Below are 22,463 nucleotides of genomic sequence, written 5' to 3' on the forward strand. Positions count from 1 at the left end.
CATCAAGACTGTAATGCATCGCTCAGGCGGTTTAAACGACCGCGGGCTGAGTTATCGATGACAAGGTCTCCGGCTCGAATTATAACCCCACCAAGTAGGGTCTCATCTATACTGCAATTCAGCTGAACTTTGCGTTCAAGACGCTGCTCAAGTTTGGTGCTGATATTGACAAGCTGTTCATCAGAAAGCTCAGTTGCTGAAATCACTTCAACATCCATCTGCTTCTCATGCTCTTGTTTCAGAGCAAAGAACTGTTCACTAACATCAGGAAGAGCCTTTAATCGGCCATTCTCAGCCATCACCTTTAACAGGTTCTGGCCATAAACATCAAACTGTTCGCCACAAATTGCGATGAAAATTTCCGCTAATTTCTCAGCCGAAACAGAGCCCGTTAGTAGCTCTTTCATTTGCTCGTTCTTTGCGACCTCGGCAGCAAAAGCTAACATCTGACCCCATTGGTCAAGTTGCTTTTTCTCTACCGCAAAATCGAATGCTGCTTTAGCATAGGGGCGTGCAATTGTAGTCAAATCAGACATAAAGCGCCCCCATCCTTAAAGTCTTGCAGTAATGTTGTCGAGAATATCTTTGTGCGCATCTTTATCGATAGAACGCTCAAGGATTTTCTCAGCACCAGCTACAGCCAGAGTTGCAACTTGTTTACGCAGCTCATCGCGGGCACGGTTACGTTCAGATTCAAGTTCAGCTTCCGCTTGAGCAAGGATTTTCTGGCGTTCTGCCTGAGCTTCCTCACGTGCTTCGTCTAAAATTTGAGCTTTACGTTTATTTGCCTGTTCGATGACCTCAGTTGCAGTGCGCTTCGCTTCTTTCATTTGTTCAGAAGCGTTGGCTTGTGCTAGATCCAAGTTTTTAGCAGCACGCTCAGCGGCTGAAAGACCGTCAGCAATTTTCTTCTGACGCTCTTCGATCGCATTCATGATTGGCGGCCATACATATTTCATGCAGAACCACACAAACAGTGCAAACGCGATTGCTTGACCTAGCAGAGTTGCGTTCATATTCACAACAGCTACCCCTCTATTTGTTCACCAACGAAAAGTATTAATCAACGACAAATCATCAATTTGTGTGATCGGTTGATTAACCTAGTTGACCAACAAATGGGTTCGCGAAAGTGAATAGAAGCGCAATTACGATACCGATCATAGGAACCGCATCAAGTAGACCCGCGATGATGAACATCTTAACTTGTAGCATAGGAGCCATTTCTGGTTGACGAGCAGCACCTTCAAGGAATTTACCGCCTAGAAGTGCGAAACCAATCGCTGTACCAAGAGAAGCAAGACCGACGATAATACCTACGGCGATTGCAGAAAAGCTCAGTAAAGTTTCCATTACTATCTCCAATTTATAGTTGTTGGCTTATGTGCCCAAATAAAAAGCTTTAAAAAATTAATGATCACTATCTTCGTGTGCCATTGATAGATAAACAATAGTCAGCATCATGAACACGAAAGATTGAATCAGAATTACCAGAATATGGAAAATCGCCCACGGTAGTGAACCCATCCATTGTAGCCACCATGGTAGCATCGCTGCGATAAGAATAAATACCACCTCACCTGCGAACATGTTACCGAATAGACGCATACCGAGTGAGAGAGGTTTCGCAAGTAACGATACCACTTCAATAAGTAGGTTAAACGGAATCATGGTCCAGTGATTGAATGGATGTAGAGCTAATTCTTTCGCAAAACCACCTAGGCCTTTCACTTTGATGCTGTAGTAAATCATCAGAGCAAATACGCCTAGAGCCATAGCCATGGTGATATTCACATCAGCTGACGGAACCACTTTTAGATAAGGGATACCAAGCCAATGTTGTGCTGGATACGGTAAGAAATCGATGGGCACTAAGTCCATGATGTTCATTAACAATACCCAACAAAAGATAGTCAGTGCCAGCGGTGCTATAAGTGGATTGCGTCCATGAAAGGTGTCTTTGACGTTTTGATCGACAAATTCTACCAATATTTCAACAAAACACTGCAGCTTACCGGGTACACCCGCTGTTGCTTTCTTTGCTACAGAGCGAAATATCCATAGGAATATTAAGCCAGTAAACAAGGAAAAAAACAGGCTATCGATATGTACGTTCCAGAAACTCGTCTCACTAATTGACAGCCCCAAATCGTAATGCTCAGAAATCTTCGCAAGAGAGAGGTTCGTCAAGTGGTGTTCAATGTATCCGGACGATGTTAGCGCTTCACCTGGCGCAGCCATAACTCATCCTATTTTTTGTTGTTAATGAATAGCACTGGCGCACAGATATTAATACCTAGAGCCAGCAAATAGGTTAGTTTGAGGGGAACGAGTTCCACCTGCATATACATGTAGGCAACACAGAACAGTGCAACTGTGATGAGGATCTTGAGTACTTCGCCAGTGTAGAAAGAGGCCGCGACTTGCTTCGCAGCACGAGCTCCACTAAACATAAAAGCACACAGCGCAAAAACCGCATTGGCAATGACAAAGATGCCACCCCCAATCAGCGCAGAAAAGCCCCATTCAGCATTTACAGCTACCGCCATCCCTGCCGCCACAAAAATAACCGCGCCAGACTGGATCATTAACAATCGCTTAGCAAGCTCTCGTCCTGGTCTAGCCAACGCAGCTACCATGTATTCGTACCTCTAGTAATATCCTCAGCTCATCTACAACATAGGGCTGGGAAATTGGCGAAAATTATACGGTGAGTCGAACTGATTGCAATTGAAAGACAGCAAAAAGTTACAATTTTGTTTACAAACCGACAACTTTCAAATAAAAAAACGTTTTTTGCATAATTGACTTAAATCAATTATCTCATTTAGCTTTCTAGCTTGGCAATTAGTTGCTCTAATTTGTGAGGCTCATCAAGACTAATCGTCATTTTGGCTTTGCCACCTTTTGAACGAATGATCGACACTTTAGCCCCTAACATTTCACTCAATCTTTGTGACATTTGTTGTGCATCTAAGTCTTCCGATGCCGATCCGTCCTCAGAAGGCTGTGTTAGACACTTTTTCACTAATTGCTCAGTTTGTCTCACGGTCAGCTGTTTTGCGGCCACACGTTGTGCAATTTCAATTTGTTGATCGCCTTCGAGCATCAATAATGCTCGTGCATGGCCCATTTCAAGCTGCTTAGTTTCCACTAAACGCTTCACGCCATCCGCCAATTGATTTAAGCGTAATAAGTTACTCACGGTAGTGCGTGATTTACCAATCACATCAGCCACCTGTTGGTGAGTGAGCTTAAATTCGTCTTGCAACCGCTCTAAAGCTTGTGCTTCTTCAATCGCATTCAAATCTTCGCGTTGAATATTTTCTATCAGTGCCATCGCAATCGCAGCGCGATCTTGGACATTTTTGATCAAACAGGGCACTTGCTTTAAACCTGCTTGTTTTGCAGCGCGCCAACGGCGTTCACCTGCAATAATTTCATAGCCGCCAAGTTCTAAACGTCTTACCACGATCGGCTGGATAATACCTTGCGATTGGATAGACGCAGATAGCTCTTCCAACGCTTCTGCCGACATATCTTTACGTGGTTGATACATGCCAGGTTTCAAATTTGATACCGCGATATCCATTAATTCGCCATCAGAAGAGAGTGCTTGGCTATGTGAGGCGGCTTGCTCCTTTTCACGAGCAAGAGAACTGGTTGCGAGCAATGCATCCAATCCTTTTCCTAAACCACGTTTAGTCATGTAGACGAATTCCTTTAGTTGAGATTATGCGGGTATTTCTTCTCGACGAAGCATTTCGCCAGCTAAGGCGAGATATGCTTTTGCCCCAGCTGAATACTTGTCGTAGTACATTGCTGGCTTGCCATAACTTGGCGCTTCAGCAAGACGGACATTACGAGGAATAACGGTGCGATAGACTTTGTTTCCAAAGTGCTTTTTCAGTTGATCGGATACTTCATTGGCTAGGCGATTACGCGGATCGTACATCGTTCGAAGTAACCCTTCGATTTTCAGGTTTTCGTTGACTACCGCGGCTAACTTGCTGATGGTATCCATTAACGCCGTTAAACCTTCTAATGCAAAATACTCACATTGCATTGGCACTAACACAGAATCCGCTGCGGCCATGGCGTTGATTGTAAGAAGATTTAAAGAAGGAGGACAATCAATAAAGATGAAATCATAGTTATCACGAACTGGCGCGAGGGCATTTTTCAAACGCACTTCGCGAGCAAATACTTCCATTAATTTGATTTCAGCGGCTGTCACGTCTCCGTTCGCCGCAATCAAATCGTAGTGTCCCGTTGTTTTGCGACACACGACTTCATCAAAAGGGGTGTCTTCGACCAACAATTCGTACGCGGTTGCATCTACTTGATACTTATCAACACCACTGGCCATCGTTGCATTGCCTTGTGGGTCGAGATCGATCACTAAAACTTTACGCTTAGTCGCCGCCATAGAGGCCGCTAAGTTAATGCACGTTGTTGTTTTTCCTACGCCACCTTTCTGGTTGGCGATTGCTACGATTTTGCCCACGGTATGCCTCGCTGTTATCCCTTGCGAGATAAGATTACAAGATGACGGTCACCTTCCAACTCAGGAACTTTCAAAGCTTTGACATCAGTCACAGAACACCACTCAGGTAGTGTGGCTATTTCCTCATCTGGCCGTTGTCCTTTCAGGGCTAAAAATCGGCCCGATGTTTCTTTTGGTAAATGGTGACACCATTCCACCATATCGAGCATTGAAGCAAACGCACGGCTCAGTACGCCATCAAATTTTACTTCAGGCTGAAACTCTTCGACTCGACTTTGAATCGTGGTCACATTTTTAATACCAAGCTCATGCAGAACTTGTTTAATAAAACGAATGCGCTTACCTAAACTATCGAGTAAGTAAAAGGTTTTATCAGGATTCATGATAGCGAGAGGTATACCAGGTAAACCAGGCCCAGTACCAACGTCGATAAAACGCTCACCCTGTAAGTGAGGACTTACCACTATACTATCTAAAATATGTTTCACCAACATATCCATAGGATCGCGCACAGAGGTGAGATTGTAGGCTTTGTTCCATTTATTCAGCAGTTCCACGTAACCGACTAATTGGCTACGTTGCTGCTCATTGACCTCGAGATCGGTTTGACCAATTAAATCGTCGAGACGCGTCCTTAACTCGCTCATGCGGCGTCTTCCCCTTTCTTCAGTACACCTTGCTTTTTCAAATAAACCAATAAGATAGAAATAGCAGCTGGTGTAATACCAGAAATACGAGAGGCAATACCAACTGTTTCAGGCTTGGCATTGTTAAGCTTAAGGATCACTTCGTTGGACAAGCCTTTGACCTGTTTATAGTCAAGATCCAGCGGCAATTTAGTGTGCTCATGGCGCAATGATTTGTCGATCTCATCTTGCTGACGCTGAATATAACCATCGTATTTGATTTGAATTTCAACTTGCTCAGCCGCTTCACTATCGTTCAATGCTGGTGCAAATGACTCAAGAGACGTGAGCTGTTGATAGGTGATTTCAGGTCGACGTAGTAGATCTTCACCACTTGCTTCACGAGACATGGGTGTTTTGAGCAACGCATTCAGTGCATCAACACCAACGGAGTTCGGGTTCATCCACGTTTGTTTCAAACGTTGACGCTCGATTTCCATGTTTTCCATTTTTTGATTAAAACGCGCCCAGCGCGCATCATCGACTAAACCTAACTCTCTGGCTTTTTCGGTTAAACGCAAATCGGCATTATCTTCGCGTAGCAGTAAGCGATATTCAGCGCGAGAGGTAAACATACGATAAGGTTCTTTGGTACCCATAGTGGAAAGATCATCGATCAACACGCCCATGTAAGCTTGATCACGGCGTGGACTCCAGCCTTCTTTTTCTTGGCTAAATAAGCTTGCATTCAAACCAGCCATTAACCCTTGCGCTGCCGCTTCTTCGTATCCGGTGGTGCCGTTGATTTGACCAGCAAAGAACAAACCACTGATGAATTTGGTTTCGTAGGTTTGTTTTAAATCTTGTGGATTGAAAAAATCGTACTCGATGGCGTAACCAGGACGAACAATATGTGCGTTTTCAAACCCTTTCATTGAGCGAACGATCTGCACTTGTACATCAAACGGTAAGCTGGTGGAAATACCGTTAGGGTAGAGTTCTGTCGTGGTCAAACCTTCAGGCTCGATAAAAATTTGATGGCTATTTTTGTCAGCAAAACGCATGACTTTGTCTTCGATCGATGGGCAGTAGCGTGGGCCGATACCTTCGATGACACCTGCGTACATCGGACTACGATCAAGATTGACACGGATCACATCATGCGTTTTATCGTTGGTATGCGTGATGTAGCATGGTATTTGACGTGGATGCTGTTCACGTTGTCCCATGAAGGAAAAAACAGGCGTTGGATTATCACCGTGTTGTGTTTCTAACACTGAGAAGTCCACGCTACGGGCATCGATCCTTGGTGGCGTACCCGTTTTTAAACGATCAACTCGAAACGGCAGTTCACGTAAACGTTGCGCTAATGCGATCGATGGAGGATCTCCTGCGCGGCCTCCTGAGAAGTTTTCAAGACCAATGTGGATCTTTCCACCAAGGAAGGTGCCTACCGTCAACACCACCGCTTTGGCGTGGAATTTGAGGCCCATTTGAGTCACAACGCCCATTACACGATCATTTTCAACGATAAGATCATCGACCGCTTGTTGGAACAAAGTTAAGTTTGGCGTGTTTTCAAGCAGATCACGCACATACGATTTGTAAAGCGCACGATCTGCTTGGGCTCGAGTCGCTCGAACCGCTGGCCCTTTTGAGGCATTGAGTGTTCTAAATTGAATACCTGCATGATCAATCGCTTGTGCCATTAGACCGCCCATGGCATCGACTTCTTTAACCAGATGTCCTTTACCAATTCCGCCGATCGCAGGATTGCACGACATCTGTCCTAGAGTCTCAATGTTATGGGTAAGCAATAGCGTACTTTGACCAGTACGAGCTGCAGCGAGAGCGGCTTCCGTTCCAGCATGGCCACCACCGACCACAATGACGTCAAATTTTTCGTGATAAAGCATGAACCGACCTCAGGTATTCAATGAAGCATGGACTTACAAAAGAGGCGTATTCTACCTGCTTTCCACTGGCTAGAAAATCGCTTTTCTGCTTTTTTAATCTGAGCTTGGTAAGTTAATAATATATAAGATCTATATAGAGATCTTTTATTAGATCTATTATTAGGATCGAGCATATCTGTGGATAACCGATAAATGATCAACAAGATCATGGTTTTTAAGAAGATCACAAGCTGTGATCCTGACATGATCTAATCGTGTATTAGCTGGGATCAAAAAGGCTAGTTATGCACAGGGGCGTAAAATGAATAAGTTATTAATTGGATAACTATAGGTTAATAACCGAATAACAGCATAGTTATACACATTAAAATATTTAAAATGGACTTAACTTTTCTATGGCGAGTATTGAGACAGTTATACACAGAGCTTAAGAGTACAAAAAAAGCGGCTCACAGGCCGCTTGGTGACTTTATGCTATTCGCTAGAATTGTTCGATGTGCTGTTTGAGCCATACTTCAGCGGCATCTTCAGGAACGGAATATTCTAATATATCTATGGTGAAACAGTCGCTAATTGGCGTTGCACCTATATCCTCAAGCAGTTGATATGCATGCTTACCTGCTGCGCAAAACGTGTCATAGCTTGAATCGCCAAGTGCCACCACGGCATATTTTAACTCGCTCGTATTCGGTGGTGTTGATTGCAAAGAAGCGATAAAAGGTTGGATATTGTCTGGGTAGTCACCCGCTCCATGCGTGGAGGTAACAATGAGCCAAGTCCCTTGTGCGGGGAGTTCACTTAAGTTGGGTTGGTTGTGGATAGTCGTAGTATAACCTTGCTCTTGCAGTAGATCATTGAGATGATCGGCGACATATTCAGCGCCTCCTAAGGTGCTGCCAGTGATGATATGGATCATGAGATATTCCTATAATTAAGAGTGATCAAGCTTCTCACTGCGATCATTTGCCGATACAGAACGACGAAAAGATGCGCCCTAACAAGTCATCGGAGCTAAATTCGCCCGTTATCTCGTTTAGATGTTGCTGCGATAAACGCAGTTCTTCCGCTAAGATTTCACCAGCCATGTAGCCTTCGAGCTGCTGCTGACCAATCATGAGGTGCTGTGCGGCGCGCTCTAGCGCGTCCAAATGGCGTCGTCTGGCCATAAAGCCGCCTTCATTGCCCCCAGCAAAGCCCATGCACTCTTTGAGATGAGTACGCAGAGCATCAACTCCCTCTCCAGTTTTTGCCGACAGGCGGATTAAGGTTGGAGAATTAACATGACAGATACCGAGTGATTCTTTGGTTTGATCGACTTTGTTGCGGATCACCGTCATGCCGATGTTTTCAGGCAATCGATCGACAAAATCTGGCCAGATTTCTTTCGGATCGGTGGCATCGGTGGTGGTGCCGTCAACCATAAAGAGTACACGATCTGCTTTTGCTATTTCATCCCAAGCACGCTCAATGCCTATTCTTTCGACTTCGTCATTGGCATCACGTAGGCCAGCGGTATCGATGATATGCAGTGGCATGCCATCGATGTGGATGTGCTCTCTCAGTACGTCTCGCGTGGTTCCTGCTATGTCTGTAACGATGGCGGAATCTTTGCCTGAAAGCGCATTCAATAGACTCGATTTACCCGCGTTAGGACGCCCTGCTATCACCACTTTCATCCCTTCGCGTAAAATGGCCCCTTGATTCGCCTCTTTGCGCACGGCGTCTAAGTTGTCGATGATATTTTGCAGATCTGCGGCAACTTTACCATCGGCAAGAAAATCGATCTCCTCTTCAGGAAAATCAATCGCTGCTTCAACGTAAATTCGCAGGTGGATTAGGGAATCGACCAAGGTGTGAATGCGTTTGGAAAATTGACCTTGCAATGAATGCAGAGCGGATTTGGCCGCTTCTTCAGAGCTGGCATCAATCAAATCGGCAATCGCTTCCGCTTGGGTTAAATCCATTTTGTCGTTTAAAAACGCACGCTCAGAAAATTCACCCGGGCGCGCTGCGCGCAAGCCACTGATAGCCAAAATGCGTTTGATCAGCATATCCATGACGACCGGACCGCCGTGTCCTTGTAGTTCGAGCACATCTTCGCCGGTAAAGGAGTGAGGGTTAGGAAAATAGATCGCGATGCCTTGGTCAAGTTCGGTGCCATCTTGATGCTTAAAAGGCAAGTATTCCGCATAACGAGGTTTCAGTGTTTTCCCGGTTACTTCAAGCGCGACTTGAGCGGCTTTCGGGCCTGAGACGCGAATAATCCCCACGCCACCTCGGCCTGGAGCGGTTGCTTGAGCAACAATGGTGTCTGTAGACATAAGGGTACCTAACATAGGGGTGTATGAGCGCAATTGTAATCAGCCAAAAACAAAAAGGCGACCAAAAGGTCGCCTTTGTTTCACTTGTCAGTGTGACTTCTTGCTGAAGTGGCTACTTAGAGTGTAAGCCTTTTTTCTCCAGCGCTTTGTAAATCAAGGTTTGCTGGATCAAGGTAACGATGTTCGATACCAACCAGTAAATCACTAAACCTGATGGGAAGAACAAGAAGAAGAACGTAAACATAACCGGCATAAAGGTCATGATCTTCTGTTGCATCGGATCAGTGACTGTAGTCGGGCTCATTTTCTGGATCATAAACATACTCACACCCATCAGCAGTGGCAAGATGTAGTATGGGTCTTGTGCTGAAAGGTCATGAATCCAACCAAAGAAAGGTGAATGACGCAGTTCAACCGATTCCATTAATGACCAGTAAAGCGCAATGAAGATAGGCATTTGCAGGAAGATAGGTAAACAACCACCGAGTGGGTTTACTTTCTCTTTCTTATACAGCTCCATCATTTCTTGGCTCATGCGTTGGCGGTCATCGCCGATGCGCTCACGCATTGCTTGCAGCTTTGGTTGCAGCATGCGCATTTTTGCCATTGAGGTGTATTGTGCTTTGGTCAGTGGGTACATAGCACCACGAACAATGAAGGTTAAGCAGATGATTGCTACACCCCAGTTGCTAACGAAGCTTTGAATGAATGAAAGCAACATGTGTAGTGGTTTTGCAATAAACCATAACCAGCCGTAGTCGACTACTAAATCAAGATTTGGCGCAACAGCAGCCATTTCATCTTGCAGTTTTGGACCGACCCAAAGTGTGGCTAAGAATGTCGCTTTTTCACCGTTGGCGATGGTTTTATTTGGCATGCGAACACCAATATCACCTAAGTTGCCAATCACGCGAGTGTATAAGTTTGACCCTGCTGCATCACGTGGGATCCACGCGCTGGCAAAGTAGTGTTGGATCATCGCCGCCCAACCTTCACCGTTAACTAAAGGCAGTGACAAGTTACGATCTTGCATATCATCGAAACTGTATTTCTTATAACGTGTATCTTGTGTTGAGTAAGCACCGCCACGGTAAGTTGGCATAGCCAAGCTGCCTCCAGCGTCCAATAAATTTTGGCGTAGGTGTGCGTACATACCCAGTGTCGCGTTATTACCAGATTGGTTGACTACATCAAATTCAACATCCAAGGCGTAGCTGCCACGTTTAAGGATGAAGGTTTTGGTGTATTCAAGGCCATTGGCTTGATAAGTCATGGGAATGCGCAGTTCGTCTTGACCATCCGCTAGAGCAAAGGTGTCGGCGCTAACAGTATAGTTTGGACGATTGTTGCTGCTTAAATCGATCCCTTGCGGTCCGACTAAACCACTTTGCGCGATAAACTGGTGACCAGGAATGTCTTTAAGTAGCACAAATGGGTCTTCTGAATTGAGTTCAGCATCGTACTTATTCAGCTCGGCCTTCACTACATCACCACCTACCGTGTCAATTGACAGAGTCAGTACATCAGTCTTGACGGTGATGGTTTTTGCAGACGCATTGGTTACTGCTGGTGCTGGGTCTAACTCATCAGCCATAGATGGTGCAGTTAAAGTGCTGCTATTTTGTGCCTGCTCAACCGCTTGAGGTGCTGGGTTCTTTGCTACTTGCCATTGCTGGAAAAGTAAAAAAGAAACGAGTGCCAAGGCGATTAACAGGATATTACGTTGAGAATCCATCGTTAATTATCTCTGTCTTGTTTTTGGACTGGTGGCGGAACGGGGTCAAAACCCCCTTCGTTCAAAGGGTGGCATTTTAATAGACGTTTGCCTGATAACCAACACCCTTTTACAAAACCGTGAGCTTTCAACGCTTCTATCGCATAGTTTGAACAGGTTGGAGTAAAACGACAGCGTGGTCCAAGCAGAGGACTGATGATTCCTTGGTAAAGGCGGACGAATCCGATTGCTAACCACGCGAAGGGCGAGACAGGCGATGCCATAATTTTTCAAATAGTTTGAACATTTCTTCATTGCTTAAATCTTGCGCGCTCTTTTTCGCAATCACAACAAAATCTTTGTTAGGAAGTTGATGCTGTTTATTACGGAAGCTTTCGCGAGCGAGGCGTTTGAAGCGATTACGGCCAACAGCTGTTTTGATCTGTTTTTTGGGGACGGCCAACCCTAACCTTGGGTGGGTAAGAGCGTTTTCGCGAGCAATGATAGTGAAATGGGGGGAGCCTGCGCTGTGCGCTTGCTGGAAGACTTTTTTATAATGTTCGGGAGTTAACAAACGTAACTCCCGATTGAACGCGTACGTATTCAAAATAATCGCGAATTATTTTGACAGGCGCGCGCGGCCTTTAGCACGACGTGCATTAATAACCTTACGGCCATTCTTAGTTGCCATGCGTGCACGGAAACCGTGAGTACGCTTGCGCTTTAGAACGGTAGGTTGAAAAGTGCGTTTAGACATGTGTAATTACCTTACTGATCAGTAGTTTTTAGGTTCAAATAAACCCGGCGTGGGCATATTTTCGCTTCTTTAATAGAAAGAAAGGAATCCGACGCCTCTCAACAAAGAGGCGGAATTGTAATCACTGTCACAATAAGTGTCAACGATTGGGTTCACTAAAATTCCGGTCGGGGGATTATACGCAGTCTCCTTTAAATCACAAGGATCCTTCGTCGATCCCCACCTGATTTAAAAATTTCTTGAGCTTAGGATCCTGTGGATTACCAAAGATATCCTGTGGAGAGCCTTGCTCTACAATTTGCCCATCGGCCATGAAGATCACGCGATCGGCTACCTCTTTTGCAAACTGCATCTCATGGGTAACCACCAGCATTGTTTGGTGATGAGTAGCTAATTTCTTCATTAAAGCAAGCACTTCGCCAACCCATTCAGGATCGAGTGCTGACGTAGGTTCATCAAATAACAGCAATTCTGGTTGTAGCGCCATCGCACGGCCGATCCCAACGCGCTGCTGCTGGCCACCAGAAAGCGCTGCGGGATAACTCTCTCCTTTATCCCCAAGACCGATGTCATCCAAAATCTGCTGTGCGCGGGTCAGGGCGAGATCTTTTTTCCAACCGTGCACCGTAATGAGCCCTTCGGCGACATTTTGCCTCGCTGTCATATGAGCAAACAGCACGTAGTTTTGGAAAACAAAGCCTGTTTTTCTGCGCAGTGCTAATACATCTGCTTTGGTCTGTTGCTGGGTGTCGACGGTGACATCATCAATAGTAATGGAGCCTTGGTCTGCGCGTTCTAGGAAGTTGACGCAGCGCAGTAAGGTCGATTTACCGGTACCGCTTGAGCCAATAATGACGATGATTTCACCTTTTTCTATTGCTAAGCTGATGCCTTTGAGCACTTCAGTATCGCCAAAGCGCTTATGAATATTATCGAGTTTAATCATCGTACATACGCCTTATTGAGTCTCTCTTCAGCCCAAATTTGTACCCGAGTCAGTACCACCACTACGGCCCAGTAAATTAATGCAACGGCGAGGAAAGCTTCAAAGAAGCGAAAGCTTGACGAAGCTTCCATCTGCGCTCTAGCCATGATCTCAGCGACTCCTAATGTAAAAGCTAATGAGGTCGATTTGATCATATCAATGAAGTAATTCATTAATGATGGCAACGCGATACGAGTAGCTTGCGGCAAAATAATGCGGCGCATTGCTTGGCTTGTGGTCATACCCACAGACAAACTCGCTTCCATTTGGCTGCGATCAATACCCAAAATGGCGGCGCGAATACTTTCTGCCATATAAGCGGCGAAGTGAAGAGTTAGCCCGATCACCGCGGCGCTAAATGCATTTAAACCGACCATCCACGGTAACACTTGCGGCAGACCATAGTAGAGTAGAAATAGTTGTACCAGCAGGGGAGTACCGCGGAAAAAGCTGATGTACAGCTGGCTTAGCGGATCCAAAATGGGCACTTTGAACACACGAATATTGGCTAAAATGACCGACAGGATCAAAGCAAACACTAAGCCCCAAGTCGCCATCTCCATGGTGGTGCCTAAATACCTGAGCAGTATTGGCATCAGCTCAAGCATATAGTGAAAATCAAATCCCATCGGCTTACCTTTTTAAAACAAAAAAGGTGGAATGTGTGGTTCCACCTCAATCCTATCTTTTGATAATAGGGGAATTTACTTATTGGTGATATCGGCAGCAAACCATTTTTCAGAAATCGCACTCAGTGTGCCATCAGCGCGCATCGAGGCTAACGCTTGATTCACTTCAGCTTGCAGTTTTTGGCCTTGCTCGTTGTTAACAAACGGCCAAGCGTTTTCAATGGTTTCAAAAGGGTGACCAGCCAATTGCAACGGTAAGCCCGTTGTTTTAATCAATTCCAGAGCCGAAAGGCGATCCATCACAAACGCATCAGCACGGCCAAGAGCAACGTCATGTTCAATGCCAGTATCGTAAGTTTTGATGATGATTTTATTGTCTTTGTCAAAGCTGCGCAGTAGCTGCTCGAAGTTTGAGCCTAAATTGACCGCGACCGTTTTGCCGGCAAGATCGTCAATCCCTTTAATGCTGTCATTACCTTTGCGAACGGTAATTTGTGCACCGTCGATGACATACGGGTCAGCAAATAAGTATTTCGCTTTACGTGCTTCTGTGACGGTGATTTGGTTTGAAATGGTATCAATTCGGCCAGTTTCAAGCAGGCCAAAGAGACCGGAGAAATTAGCCGTAACATATTTTACATCGTAATCATTGCGTTTACCTATCTCATCCCAAACATCCACTTCAAAGCCTTGCAGCTTGTCTTGTTTGACAAAAGTGAATGGAAAATAGCGCCCTGACATGCCGACTTTTATTTCCGTTGCCGCGTGTACGCTTGCAGCGGATAGTGCAATTGCAGTAATGGCGACTTTAACCCAGTTTTTCATCTTGAAACTCCTTATATTTATAGAGAGGGATGTTACTGGTAAAGCACTCAATAGAATAAATAACCAGTAGTTATTAACCATAACCGAACATAGTGACACAATTGGGGATAAGTATAGAGGATCCTTGTATATGTGGATCATCGTGTGGGTAAAGTGGTGCTAATTGTGAAGATCGACAAAAATCAAGCGCAAATTGTGTGAATAACTTCGATCTTATTCACTGGATCACGGATCAATCGCTGGCGATCTTGGTTATCAACAGGTAAAATCGCCAGTCTTTTCGATCATTTACTTAGGGTGAGGGCAACCGTGTCATCTTCGCTTTGGTTGCAATGTTTGCAACAGCTTCAAGAAGAGTTACCAGCAGCGGAATTCAGCATGTGGGTACGTCCGTTACAAGCGGAGCTCAATGACAATACTCTCACTTTATTCGCCCCAAACCGATTTGTGCTTGATTGGGTGCGCGATAAATACATCAACAGCATTAACCGACTACTGCAAGAGCATTGTGGCCACGATACCCCGAACCTGCGTTTTGAAGTGGGTAGTCGCCGGGTCAGCGCGCCTAAAGCTGCTCCCGTTCGTACTCAAGCGGATGTCGCGGCTGAATCTTCAGCTCCTGCACAGTTACAAGCGCGTAAACCAGTACATCGTACGTGGGAAAACGACACGGTTGTGGCAGACATTAATCACAGATCAAACGTTAACCCTAAACATAAGTTCAATAACTTCGTTGAAGGTAAATCGAACCAACTTGGTTTGGCTGCAGCGCGTCAAGTTTCCGATAACCCCGGCGCGGCCTATAACCCACTCTTCTTATACGGTGGTACAGGGCTAGGTAAAACACACTTATTGCACGCCGTTGGTAATGCGATTGTTGATAACAACCCGAATGCGAAAGTGATTTACATGCACTCAGAGCGTTTCGTGCAAGATATGGTGAAAGCGCTGCAAAATAATGCGATTGAAGAGTTCAAACGTTATTACCGCAGTGTCGATGCACTCTTGATCGATGATATTCAATTCTTTGCCAATAAAGAGCGTTCGCAAGAAGAGTTCTTTCATACCTTTAACGCATTGCTTGAAGGTAACCAACAAATCATTTTGACTTCCGACCGCTATCCTAAAGAGATCAATGGGGTGGAAGATCGCCTGAAATCTCGTTTTGGTTGGGGTTTGACGGTTGCGATTGAGCCACCAGAGCTTGAAACGCGTGTCGCGATTTTAATGAAGAAGGCAGAAGATCACCAAATTCATCTTGCCGATGAAGTTGCCTTTTTTATTGCCAAACGCTTACGTTCCAACGTGCGTGAATTGGAAGGTGCACTAAACCGTGTTATCGCCAACGCTAACTTTACCGGCCGTCCGATCACCATCGATTTTGTGCGTGAAGCGCTGCGTGACTTATTGGCTTTGCAAGAAAAATTGGTCACCATTGATAACATTCAAAAGACCGTGGCGGAATACTACAAAATTAAAGTGGCGGATTTGCTTTCTAAACGTCGCTCTCGCTCGGTTGCTCGTCCACGCCAGTTGGCGATGGCACTGGCTAAAGAGCTGACTAACCACAGCTTGCCTGAAATTGGTGATGCGTTTGGTGGCCGAGATCATACGACAGTGCTGCACGCTTGCCGTAAAATCCAGCAGTTACGTGAAGAGAGCCACGACATCAAAGAAGACTATTCGAATTTAATTCGTACCCTGTCTTCTTGATGCACAACCTTCTTATATCAGCTATTTTAACCCTCGCATTTGGGGTCGCCCGATAACATCGTAAGAGCTAACTATGAAATTTACTATTGAACGTAGCCACTTCATTAAGCCACTTCAGCAAGTATCTGGAACATTAGGCGGACGTGCGACTTTGCCAATTCTTGGTAATTTGTTGCTCAAAGTGGAAGAGAACGAGCTGTCGATGACGGCGACCGATCTTGAAGTCGAACTGATTAGCCGCGTGACACTTGAAGGTGAGTGCGAAGCAGGAAGCATCACTGTCCCTGCGCGTAAATTTTTAGATATTTGTCGTGGCTTGCCCGATAGCGCCGTGATCACCGTGGTATTGGAAGGCGATCGCATTCAGATGCGTTCTGGCCGTAGCCGTTTCTCTCTGGCAACCTTACCTGCTAGTGACTTCCCTAATATTGAAGATTGGCAAAGTGAAGTGGAAGTGTCGCTCACTCAGGCAGAACTGCGCAGTTTAATTGAGAAAACCCAGTTTTCGATGGCTAACCAAGATGTGCGTTATTACCTGAACGGTATGCTATTTGAAATCGATGGTTCAACCTTGCGCTCTGTGGCAACCGATGGACACCGTATGGCGGTTTCGCAAACGGCACTCAGCGCGGATTTTGCCAATAAACAGATCATCGTGCCGCGTAAAGGGGTACAGGAACTGGTCAAGTTACTTGATGCGCCAGAACAGTCGGTTGTGCTGCAAATTGGTAGCTCAAATTTGCGCGCCCAAGTGAATAATTTCATCTTCACTTCTAAGCTGGTTGATGGCCGCTTCCCTGATTATCGCCGCGTTATGCCGCAGCAAACGACCAAAACCTTAGAAACGGGCTGTGATGAGTTACGTCAGGCATTTTCTCGTGCCGCGATTCTCTCAAATGAAAAGTTTCGCGGGGTACGGGTTAATCTTGCGGATAACGCAATGCGCATTACCGCCAACAACCCAGAGCAAGAAGAAGCGGAAGAGTTGTTGGATGTCACCTTTGAAGGCGACGCCATCGAAATCGGTTTTAACGTCAGCTATGTGCTCGATGTACTGAATACATTACGTTGTGAACAGGTTCGTGTATCGATGTCTGACGCCAACGCCAGCGCGCTGATTGAAAATCGCGATGACGACAGCGCGATGTATGTCGTCATGCCGATCCGACTTTAAGTTTGCGCAATGCCGCTGACTCGTTTAATCGTCCAACAATTTCGTAATATTAAAGCCTGTGATATCCCATTATCATCAGGCTTTAACTTTCTTATTGGCCCTAATGGCAGCGGCAAAACCAGTGTACTGGAAGCGATTTACCTGCTGGGTCATGGTCGCTCGTTCAAAAGCGCCTTAACCGGACGCGTCATACAAAATGAGTGTCAGGAGCTGTTTGTGCATGGGCGTTTTTTGACCTCGGATCAATTTGAGCTACCGATTGGCATTAATAAGCAGCGTGACGGTTCAACAGAGGTTAAAATAGGCGGTCAATCTGGGCAAAAACTAGCGCAACTGGCACAAGTTTTACCTTTGCAATTGATTCATCCGGAAGGGTTTGATCTGCTCACCGATGGACCAAAACAACGACGTGCATTTATTGATTGGGGGGTATTTCATAGTGAACCTGCCTTTTATGATGCGTGGGGGCGTTTTAAGCGCCTCAATAAGCAGCGCAATGCGTTGTTAAAAACGGCAACCCATTATCGTGAACTCAGTTATTGGGATCAGGAGATGGCGCGCTTGGCTGAACAAATCGATGCATGGCGCACACATTATGTGACGCAAATGAAGTGTGTTGCCGAGGCGTTGTGTCGCAGTTTTTTGCCAGAATTTGATGTGCAAATGAAGTATTATCGTGGTTGGGAAAAAGAGACGCCCTATCAACAAATCCTCGAGAAAAACTTCGAACGCGATCAATCGCTAGGCTACACATTCAGTGGCCCGAATAAAGCGGATTTAAAAATAAAGGTCAATGGAACACCGGTTGAAGATGTTCTATCACGCGGTCAGCTTAAATTAATGGTGTGTGCACTGCGCGTCGCACAAGGACAACACTTAACCGAGCTGACAGGTAAGCAATGCATCTATTTAATTGATGACTTTGCTTCCGAATTAGATAGCCATCGTCGTAAGCGTTTAGCGGATTGCTTAAAATCGACGGGGGCACAAGTTTTTGTAAGTTCTATTACGCAAGGCCAAGTTGCAGACATGATTGAGTCAAACAGCAAGATGTTTCATGTGGAACATGGCACAATAGAGCACGGATAAAATAGTGAGAGAGTAACTCATGTCGAATAATTACGATTCATCGAGTATTAAGGTACTGAAGGGTCTGGACGCGGTTCGCAAACGTCCAGGAATGTACATCGGCGACACGGATGATGGCACCGGTCTGCACCACATGGTTTTTGAGGTGGTGGATAACTCAATTGATGAAGCGTTGGCAGGTCACTGTAAAGACATCGTAGTGACTATTCACGAAGACAATTCAGTTTCAGTTAGCGATGATGGCCGTGGTATTCCTACCGACCTTCACGAAGAAGAACAAGTTTCTGCCGCGGAAGTGATTATGACGGTTCTGCATGCAGGCGGTAAATTTGATGACAACTCATACAAGGTTTCGGGTGGTCTGCACGGTGTCGGTGTGTCCGTCGTCAACGCGCTGTCTGAAAAAGTGCTACTGACTATCTACCGTAACGGCGCTATTCACACACAAACTTATTGTCACGGTGTGCCACAAGCGCCGTTGGCTGTGGTGGGTGAAACCGATAAAACCGGGACAACCCTGCGTTTTTGGCCAAGTGCTGAAACCTTTACCAACATTGAATTCCATTACGATATTTTAGCTAAGCGTCTGCGTGAGCTCTCTTTCCTAAACTCTGGTGTATCCATCAAACTGTTTGATGAACGCGAAGAAGACAAAAAAGACCACTTCAGATATGAAGGTGGTATTAAAGCGTTTGTTGGCCATTTAAACCGCAATAAAACGCCGATCCATGAAAAAGTATTCCATTTCAGCTCTGAGCGTGACGATGGGATTACCGTGGAAGTGGCGATGCAGTGGAACGATGGTTTCCAAGAAAACATTTACTGCTTTACCAACAACATTCCTCAACGTGATGGTGGTGCCCACTTAGCGGGTTTCCGTGGGGCGTTAACTCGTACCCTAAACACCTTCATGGATAAAGAAGGCTTCTCGAAAAAAGCGCAAGCGGCGACCTCGGGTGATGATGCTCGTGAAGGCTTAACCGCGGTGGTTTCAGTGAAAGTGCCGGATCCTAAGTTCTCTAGCCAAACTAAAGATAAATTGGTTTCATCCGAGGTGAAATCTGCGGTTGAGTCAGCAATGGGTGAGAAATTGGCGGAGTTTTTGGCTGAAAACCCAAGTGAAGCCAAAATGGTCTGTTCAAAAATCATTGATGCGGCTCGTGCTCGTGAAGCGGCGCGTAAAGCGCGTGAAATGACACGTCGTAAAGGTGCGTTAGATCTTGCCGGTTTGCCGGGTAAACTCGCCGATTGCCAAGAAAAAGATCCTGCACTATCTGAACTGTACATAGTGGAAGGGGACTCTGCTGGCGGTTCTGCCAAGCAGGGACGTAACCGTAAAAACCAAGCGATTTTGCCGCTGAAAGGTAAAATTCTTAACGTTGAAAAAGCTCGTTTCGACAAAATGCTTTCTTCGCAAGAAGTCGCAACGCTTATCACCGCATTAGGCTGTGGCATTGGCCGTGATGAATATAACCCAGACAAACTGCGTTATCACAACATCATCATCATGACCGATGCGGACGTCGACGGTTCGCACATTCGTACGCTACTGCTGACCTTCTTTTATCGTCAAATGCCTGAGCTGATTGAGCGTGGCTACATCTACATTGCTCAACCGCCTTTGTATAAAGTGAAAAAAGGCAAGCAAGAGCAGTACATCAAAGATGAAGATGCGATGAACCAATACCAAGTTGCTTTGGCATTGGATGGTGCCTCACTGCATGTTAACCCTCAAGCGCCAGCATTAGCAGGCGAAGCGTTAGAAACCTTGGTTAAGCAATACAATGTCGCCATTAAGCTGGTGGAGCGCATGAGCCGCCGCTACCCTTACGCCTTGATCCATGAATTCATCTATATGCCGCGTATCATTGTTGATCAATGCGCTGATTCTGCAGTAGTAGAAGCGTGGGGCAAACAGTTGGTGGAGCAGTTAAATGCGAAAGAAGTTGGCGCAAGCCAATACAGCATTGAAACTGAGCACAATGCGGAGCTTGGTATTTATCAGCCTAAGATTGTAGTGCGCACTCATGGTGTAACGCACCAACATCTATTAAGTGCTGATTTGCTCAATTCGAAAGAGTACAGCAAGCTGGCGGACCTTTCTGAAGCACTTTATGGCTTAGTTGAAGAAGGGGCTTACATTCAACGTGGTGAGCGTATTCAACCTGTCGATAACTTTGTTGATGCGTTGAACTGGTTAATTAAAGAGTCTCGTCGTGGCCTAAGCCTACAACGCTACAAAGGTCTAGGTGAAATGAACCCAGATCAGTTGTGGGAAACGACGATGGATCCTGAATCTCGCCGTATGCTGCAAGTCACGATTGAAGATGCTGTTGGTGCTGATGAACTGTTTACCACCTTGATGGGTGATCAAGTTGAGCCGCGTCGCGCATTCATCGAAGAGAACGCCTTAAAAGTTGCCAACCTCGATGTCTAAGTCGTTGCTATAAAGCAAATCCCAAAAACACCGTTTCGCAAGAGCGGTGTTTTTTTATGGTCAATACAAAGTCACCCAACGTGGGAGCAACCATTTTTAGCATCAACACTTTCTACTTATCTTAGGTTGTCTTCAAGGATAAAAGGTCATAAACGTTTTTTTATTGGGATTTTCTCTCAATAAAAAAAAGTATCTACTATTTTATTTTATTCCATGTTTTTAGAGGTTTTTATGAGCTTGAATTATATTTTTTGGCCGATATAGTATTCATTAATTACTTTTTAGGAGATGTGGGTTTGTTATTTATCTTACAGTAATAAATCCGAAGGTCTAACTTTCGGATATTATCTAATCTATTTTTGGAATTATTGTAAGGAGTAATAAATATCAACTTATTCAAGCGTTGGCTTGTTTTTTTCAAAAGTAAAATAATAACAAGCTTATTTGTTACCTATCAGTCTCCACTGATTTTACTGACTCTTTTCGAGAGAATAGAAGCAGAATCATTGGCCAGATATTCTACGGCAGAGCGCCGAGTCAACGTTGGAGATAGGGTCAGCTTTGTTGATGCAGAAAAGTGTCAACCTTATCAAATCATTATAGTGCTTGGTGAGCGGAACAACCCTAATGATGGTCTCGTATCACTTTACTCTTATTTAGGCGCTTCTATTTTTGGATTACGTGAACAAGAGTGTTTTAAATTATATGTTTTAGGAAAAGAGCGAGAATATAAAGTGGTTAATATTCTTCCTGAAAAGTCACTAACGTGTGTAAATTAAATTTCTTCGTTAAAATAAGGAGATTACTATGAGTAAGAAAGATATGAAAAAAGCGCAACTTAGCCTAAAAGAAAAGCGGAAATTAAAGCAAGAAAAAATGGAAGAAAGCAGTGTAGTTAAAGAAAGGAAAAAACGCGGAAAATAAAATAAGTTTTCATCGGTTAAAGTGCAAAATAAAGCCTAATGATATCGTTAGGCTTTTTTATGTCTCTGTATTGACTCTATATCCTGCTAATGAAGGCTTTGTAACCCTACGAAGTATCAGTTTGATTTGATGTCCTCTTTCTAGTTTCTGTTCGCTTTAGCGAGGACTAAAAAATTTTTCAAAAAATCCTTGAAAAGAATTTTAGTGCCCCTATATCTATCAATGAAGAGGATGCCGTAAGGACCTCTGGAATGGCGACACAGGTTTGCTCTCTTAAGAGGAGCCTTGTGTTGTGATCATTAAATGTGTTGTTAGCTCCATGTTGAAAGAATGGCTGCTAACGGCTTAGCGCCTATGCGCTAAGGCTATTGCTTATGATGAGGATAGTATGATGAGAACAGTAGATTTCACTCCTTTATACCGCAACGCAATTGGTTTTGACCGTCTATTAAACATGATGGAATCCAGTTCAGCGAAGAATAGCTCTGCGGGTTACCCTCCGTACAATATTGAACAGCAAGACGACAATAAATATCGCATCACGATGGCGGTAGCTGGTTTTTCTGAAGAGCAGATTGAGATTACTCAACAAGAAAATACGCTGATTGTGCGTGGCGAACGTAAACCCGAAGAGAATAAAAACTACGTCTACCAAGGTATTGCTGAGCGCGATTTTGAACGTAAATTCCAATTGGCCGACTATGTCAAAGTACTCGGAGCCACAATGGAAAATGGCTTGCTACACGTGGATCTTGAACGTGAAACACCTGAAGCGATGCAACCACGTAAAATTGCGATTAATGGTAAAAACTTAATTGAGAACAATTAAGTTACTGGCCACATTAA

Annotated in this window: 24 protein-coding genes; 6 read left to right on the forward strand and 18 right to left on the reverse strand. The window is 44.9% G+C overall.

The features are described from left to right. Window positions 1-2: 2 nt before the first annotated feature. From atpH to AACT42_RS00155, 18 genes are all read right to left on the reverse strand, one after another. Window positions 3-536, reverse strand: coding sequence for a F0F1 ATP synthase subunit delta (atpH, locus tag AACT42_RS00070; RefSeq protein WP_013855592.1), 534 nt, complete (start codon window positions 534-536; stop codon window positions 3-5). Window positions 537-551: 15 nt separating this feature from the next. After that, window positions 552-1,022, reverse strand: a complete 471-nt coding sequence (gene atpF, locus AACT42_RS00075; RefSeq protein ID WP_013855591.1) for a F0F1 ATP synthase subunit B — start codon at window positions 1,020-1,022, stop codon at window positions 552-554. Between the two features lie 76 nt (window positions 1,023-1,098). After that, complete coding sequence (gene atpE / locus AACT42_RS00080) at window positions 1,099-1,353, reverse strand: F0F1 ATP synthase subunit C (protein WP_002540812.1); 255 nt, start codon at window positions 1,351-1,353, stop codon at window positions 1,099-1,101. 57 nt (window positions 1,354-1,410) lie between these two features. Continuing rightward, window positions 1,411-2,241 carry a F0F1 ATP synthase subunit A gene (gene atpB, locus AACT42_RS00085; protein WP_013855589.1) on the reverse strand — a complete coding sequence of 277 codons (831 nt, stop codon included), beginning with the start codon at window positions 2,239-2,241 and terminating at the stop codon, window positions 1,411-1,413. A gap of 8 nt (window positions 2,242-2,249) precedes the next feature. Beyond that, complete coding sequence (locus AACT42_RS00090) at window positions 2,250-2,639, reverse strand: F0F1 ATP synthase subunit I (protein WP_013855588.1); 390 nt, start codon at window positions 2,637-2,639, stop codon at window positions 2,250-2,252. Window positions 2,640-2,827: 188 nt separating this feature from the next. Continuing rightward, window positions 2,828-3,709 carry a ParB/RepB/Spo0J family partition protein gene (locus AACT42_RS00095; RefSeq protein WP_017044113.1) on the reverse strand — a complete coding sequence of 294 codons (882 nt, stop codon included), beginning with the start codon at window positions 3,707-3,709 and terminating at the stop codon, window positions 2,828-2,830. Window positions 3,710-3,733: 24 nt separating this feature from the next. After that, complete coding sequence (locus AACT42_RS00100) at window positions 3,734-4,507, reverse strand: ParA family protein (protein ID WP_013855586.1); 774 nt, start codon at window positions 4,505-4,507, stop codon at window positions 3,734-3,736. A 14-nt stretch (window positions 4,508-4,521) separates the two neighbouring features. Next, complete coding sequence (gene rsmG / locus AACT42_RS00105; protein WP_010319958.1) at window positions 4,522-5,154, reverse strand: 16S rRNA (guanine(527)-N(7))-methyltransferase RsmG; 633 nt, start codon at window positions 5,152-5,154, stop codon at window positions 4,522-4,524. Then, a complete protein-coding gene (mnmG, locus tag AACT42_RS00110) occupies window positions 5,151-7,049 on the reverse strand; it encodes a tRNA uridine-5-carboxymethylaminomethyl(34) synthesis enzyme MnmG (protein ID WP_094133206.1) in 1,899 nt (632 codons plus the stop codon). Before mnmG ends, rsmG begins: the two co-directional genes overlap by 4 nt. A gap of 481 nt (window positions 7,050-7,530) precedes the next feature. Continuing rightward, the gene (gene mioC / locus AACT42_RS00115) at window positions 7,531-7,965 is read right to left on the reverse strand and encodes an FMN-binding protein MioC (RefSeq protein ID WP_013855584.1); all 435 of its coding nucleotides are present in this window, start codon (window positions 7,963-7,965) and stop codon (window positions 7,531-7,533) included. A gap of 43 nt (window positions 7,966-8,008) precedes the next feature. Next, window positions 8,009-9,370 (reverse strand): tRNA uridine-5-carboxymethylaminomethyl(34) synthesis GTPase MnmE, encoded by a 1,362-nt coding sequence (gene mnmE, locus AACT42_RS00120; protein WP_029189865.1) that lies wholly within the window; start codon window positions 9,368-9,370, stop codon window positions 8,009-8,011. A 112-nt stretch (window positions 9,371-9,482) separates the two neighbouring features. Next, window positions 9,483-11,105, reverse strand: coding sequence for a membrane protein insertase YidC (yidC, locus tag AACT42_RS00125; RefSeq protein ID WP_017046370.1), 1,623 nt, complete (start codon window positions 11,103-11,105; stop codon window positions 9,483-9,485). Between the two features lie 2 nt (window positions 11,106-11,107). Beyond that, window positions 11,108-11,368, reverse strand: coding sequence for a membrane protein insertion efficiency factor YidD (gene yidD, locus AACT42_RS00130; RefSeq protein ID WP_010319953.1), 261 nt, complete (start codon window positions 11,366-11,368; stop codon window positions 11,108-11,110). Continuing rightward, window positions 11,335-11,691, reverse strand: a complete 357-nt coding sequence (gene rnpA / locus AACT42_RS00135; RefSeq protein ID WP_026027667.1) for a ribonuclease P protein component — start codon at window positions 11,689-11,691, stop codon at window positions 11,335-11,337. Before rnpA ends, yidD begins: the two co-directional genes overlap by 34 nt. Window positions 11,692-11,703: 12 nt before the next feature. Further along, window positions 11,704-11,841: a 50S ribosomal protein L34 gene (gene rpmH, locus AACT42_RS00140; protein ID WP_010319951.1), complete on the reverse strand. Its 138-nt coding sequence runs from the start codon at window positions 11,839-11,841 to the stop codon at window positions 11,704-11,706. 196 nt (window positions 11,842-12,037) lie between these two features. Continuing rightward, the gene (locus tag AACT42_RS00145) at window positions 12,038-12,787 is read right to left on the reverse strand and encodes an amino acid ABC transporter ATP-binding protein (RefSeq protein ID WP_094133207.1); all 750 of its coding nucleotides are present in this window, start codon (window positions 12,785-12,787) and stop codon (window positions 12,038-12,040) included. Next, the gene (locus tag AACT42_RS00150; RefSeq protein ID WP_010319949.1) at window positions 12,784-13,455 is read right to left on the reverse strand and encodes an amino acid ABC transporter permease; all 672 of its coding nucleotides are present in this window, start codon (window positions 13,453-13,455) and stop codon (window positions 12,784-12,786) included. Before AACT42_RS00150 ends, AACT42_RS00145 begins: the two co-directional genes overlap by 4 nt. A gap of 75 nt (window positions 13,456-13,530) precedes the next feature. Further along, on the reverse strand, window positions 13,531-14,280 hold the full coding sequence (locus AACT42_RS00155) for an amino acid ABC transporter substrate-binding protein (protein WP_026027668.1): 750 nt from the start codon (window positions 14,278-14,280) through the stop codon (window positions 13,531-13,533). A 309-nt stretch (window positions 14,281-14,589) separates the two neighbouring features. Here AACT42_RS00155 and dnaA point away from each other — a divergent pair, with 309 nt between their 5' ends. The 6 genes from dnaA to AACT42_RS00185 all read left to right on the forward strand — a co-directional run bounded on the left by dnaA (window position 14,590) and on the right by AACT42_RS00185 (window position 22,446). Then, a complete protein-coding gene (dnaA, locus tag AACT42_RS00160; protein ID WP_010319947.1) occupies window positions 14,590-15,993 on the forward strand; it encodes a chromosomal replication initiator protein DnaA in 1,404 nt (467 codons plus the stop codon). 73 nt (window positions 15,994-16,066) lie between these two features. Continuing rightward, complete coding sequence (gene dnaN, locus AACT42_RS00165; RefSeq protein WP_094133208.1) at window positions 16,067-17,167, forward strand: DNA polymerase III subunit beta; 1,101 nt, start codon at window positions 16,067-16,069, stop codon at window positions 17,165-17,167. Window positions 17,168-17,176: 9 nt separating this feature from the next. Continuing rightward, window positions 17,177-18,256, forward strand: coding sequence for a DNA replication/repair protein RecF (gene recF, locus AACT42_RS00170; RefSeq protein ID WP_013855575.1), 1,080 nt, complete (start codon window positions 17,177-17,179; stop codon window positions 18,254-18,256). Between the two features lie 19 nt (window positions 18,257-18,275). Further along, complete coding sequence (gene gyrB / locus AACT42_RS00175) at window positions 18,276-20,693, forward strand: DNA topoisomerase (ATP-hydrolyzing) subunit B (RefSeq protein ID WP_013855574.1); 2,418 nt, start codon at window positions 18,276-18,278, stop codon at window positions 20,691-20,693. Window positions 20,694-21,199: 506 nt separating this feature from the next. Continuing rightward, complete coding sequence (locus AACT42_RS00180; RefSeq protein WP_094133209.1) at window positions 21,200-21,472, forward strand: GreA/GreB family elongation factor; 273 nt, start codon at window positions 21,200-21,202, stop codon at window positions 21,470-21,472. Window positions 21,473-22,008: 536 nt separating this feature from the next. Next, window positions 22,009-22,446: an Hsp20 family protein gene (locus AACT42_RS00185; protein ID WP_010319943.1), complete on the forward strand. Its 438-nt coding sequence runs from the start codon at window positions 22,009-22,011 to the stop codon at window positions 22,444-22,446. Window positions 22,447-22,463 lie beyond the last annotated feature (17 nt).

This window comes from Vibrio sp. V15_P4S5T153 (genome assembly GCF_963874485.1).
Lineage (GTDB): Bacteria > Pseudomonadota > Gammaproteobacteria > Enterobacterales > Vibrionaceae > Vibrio > Vibrio anguillarum.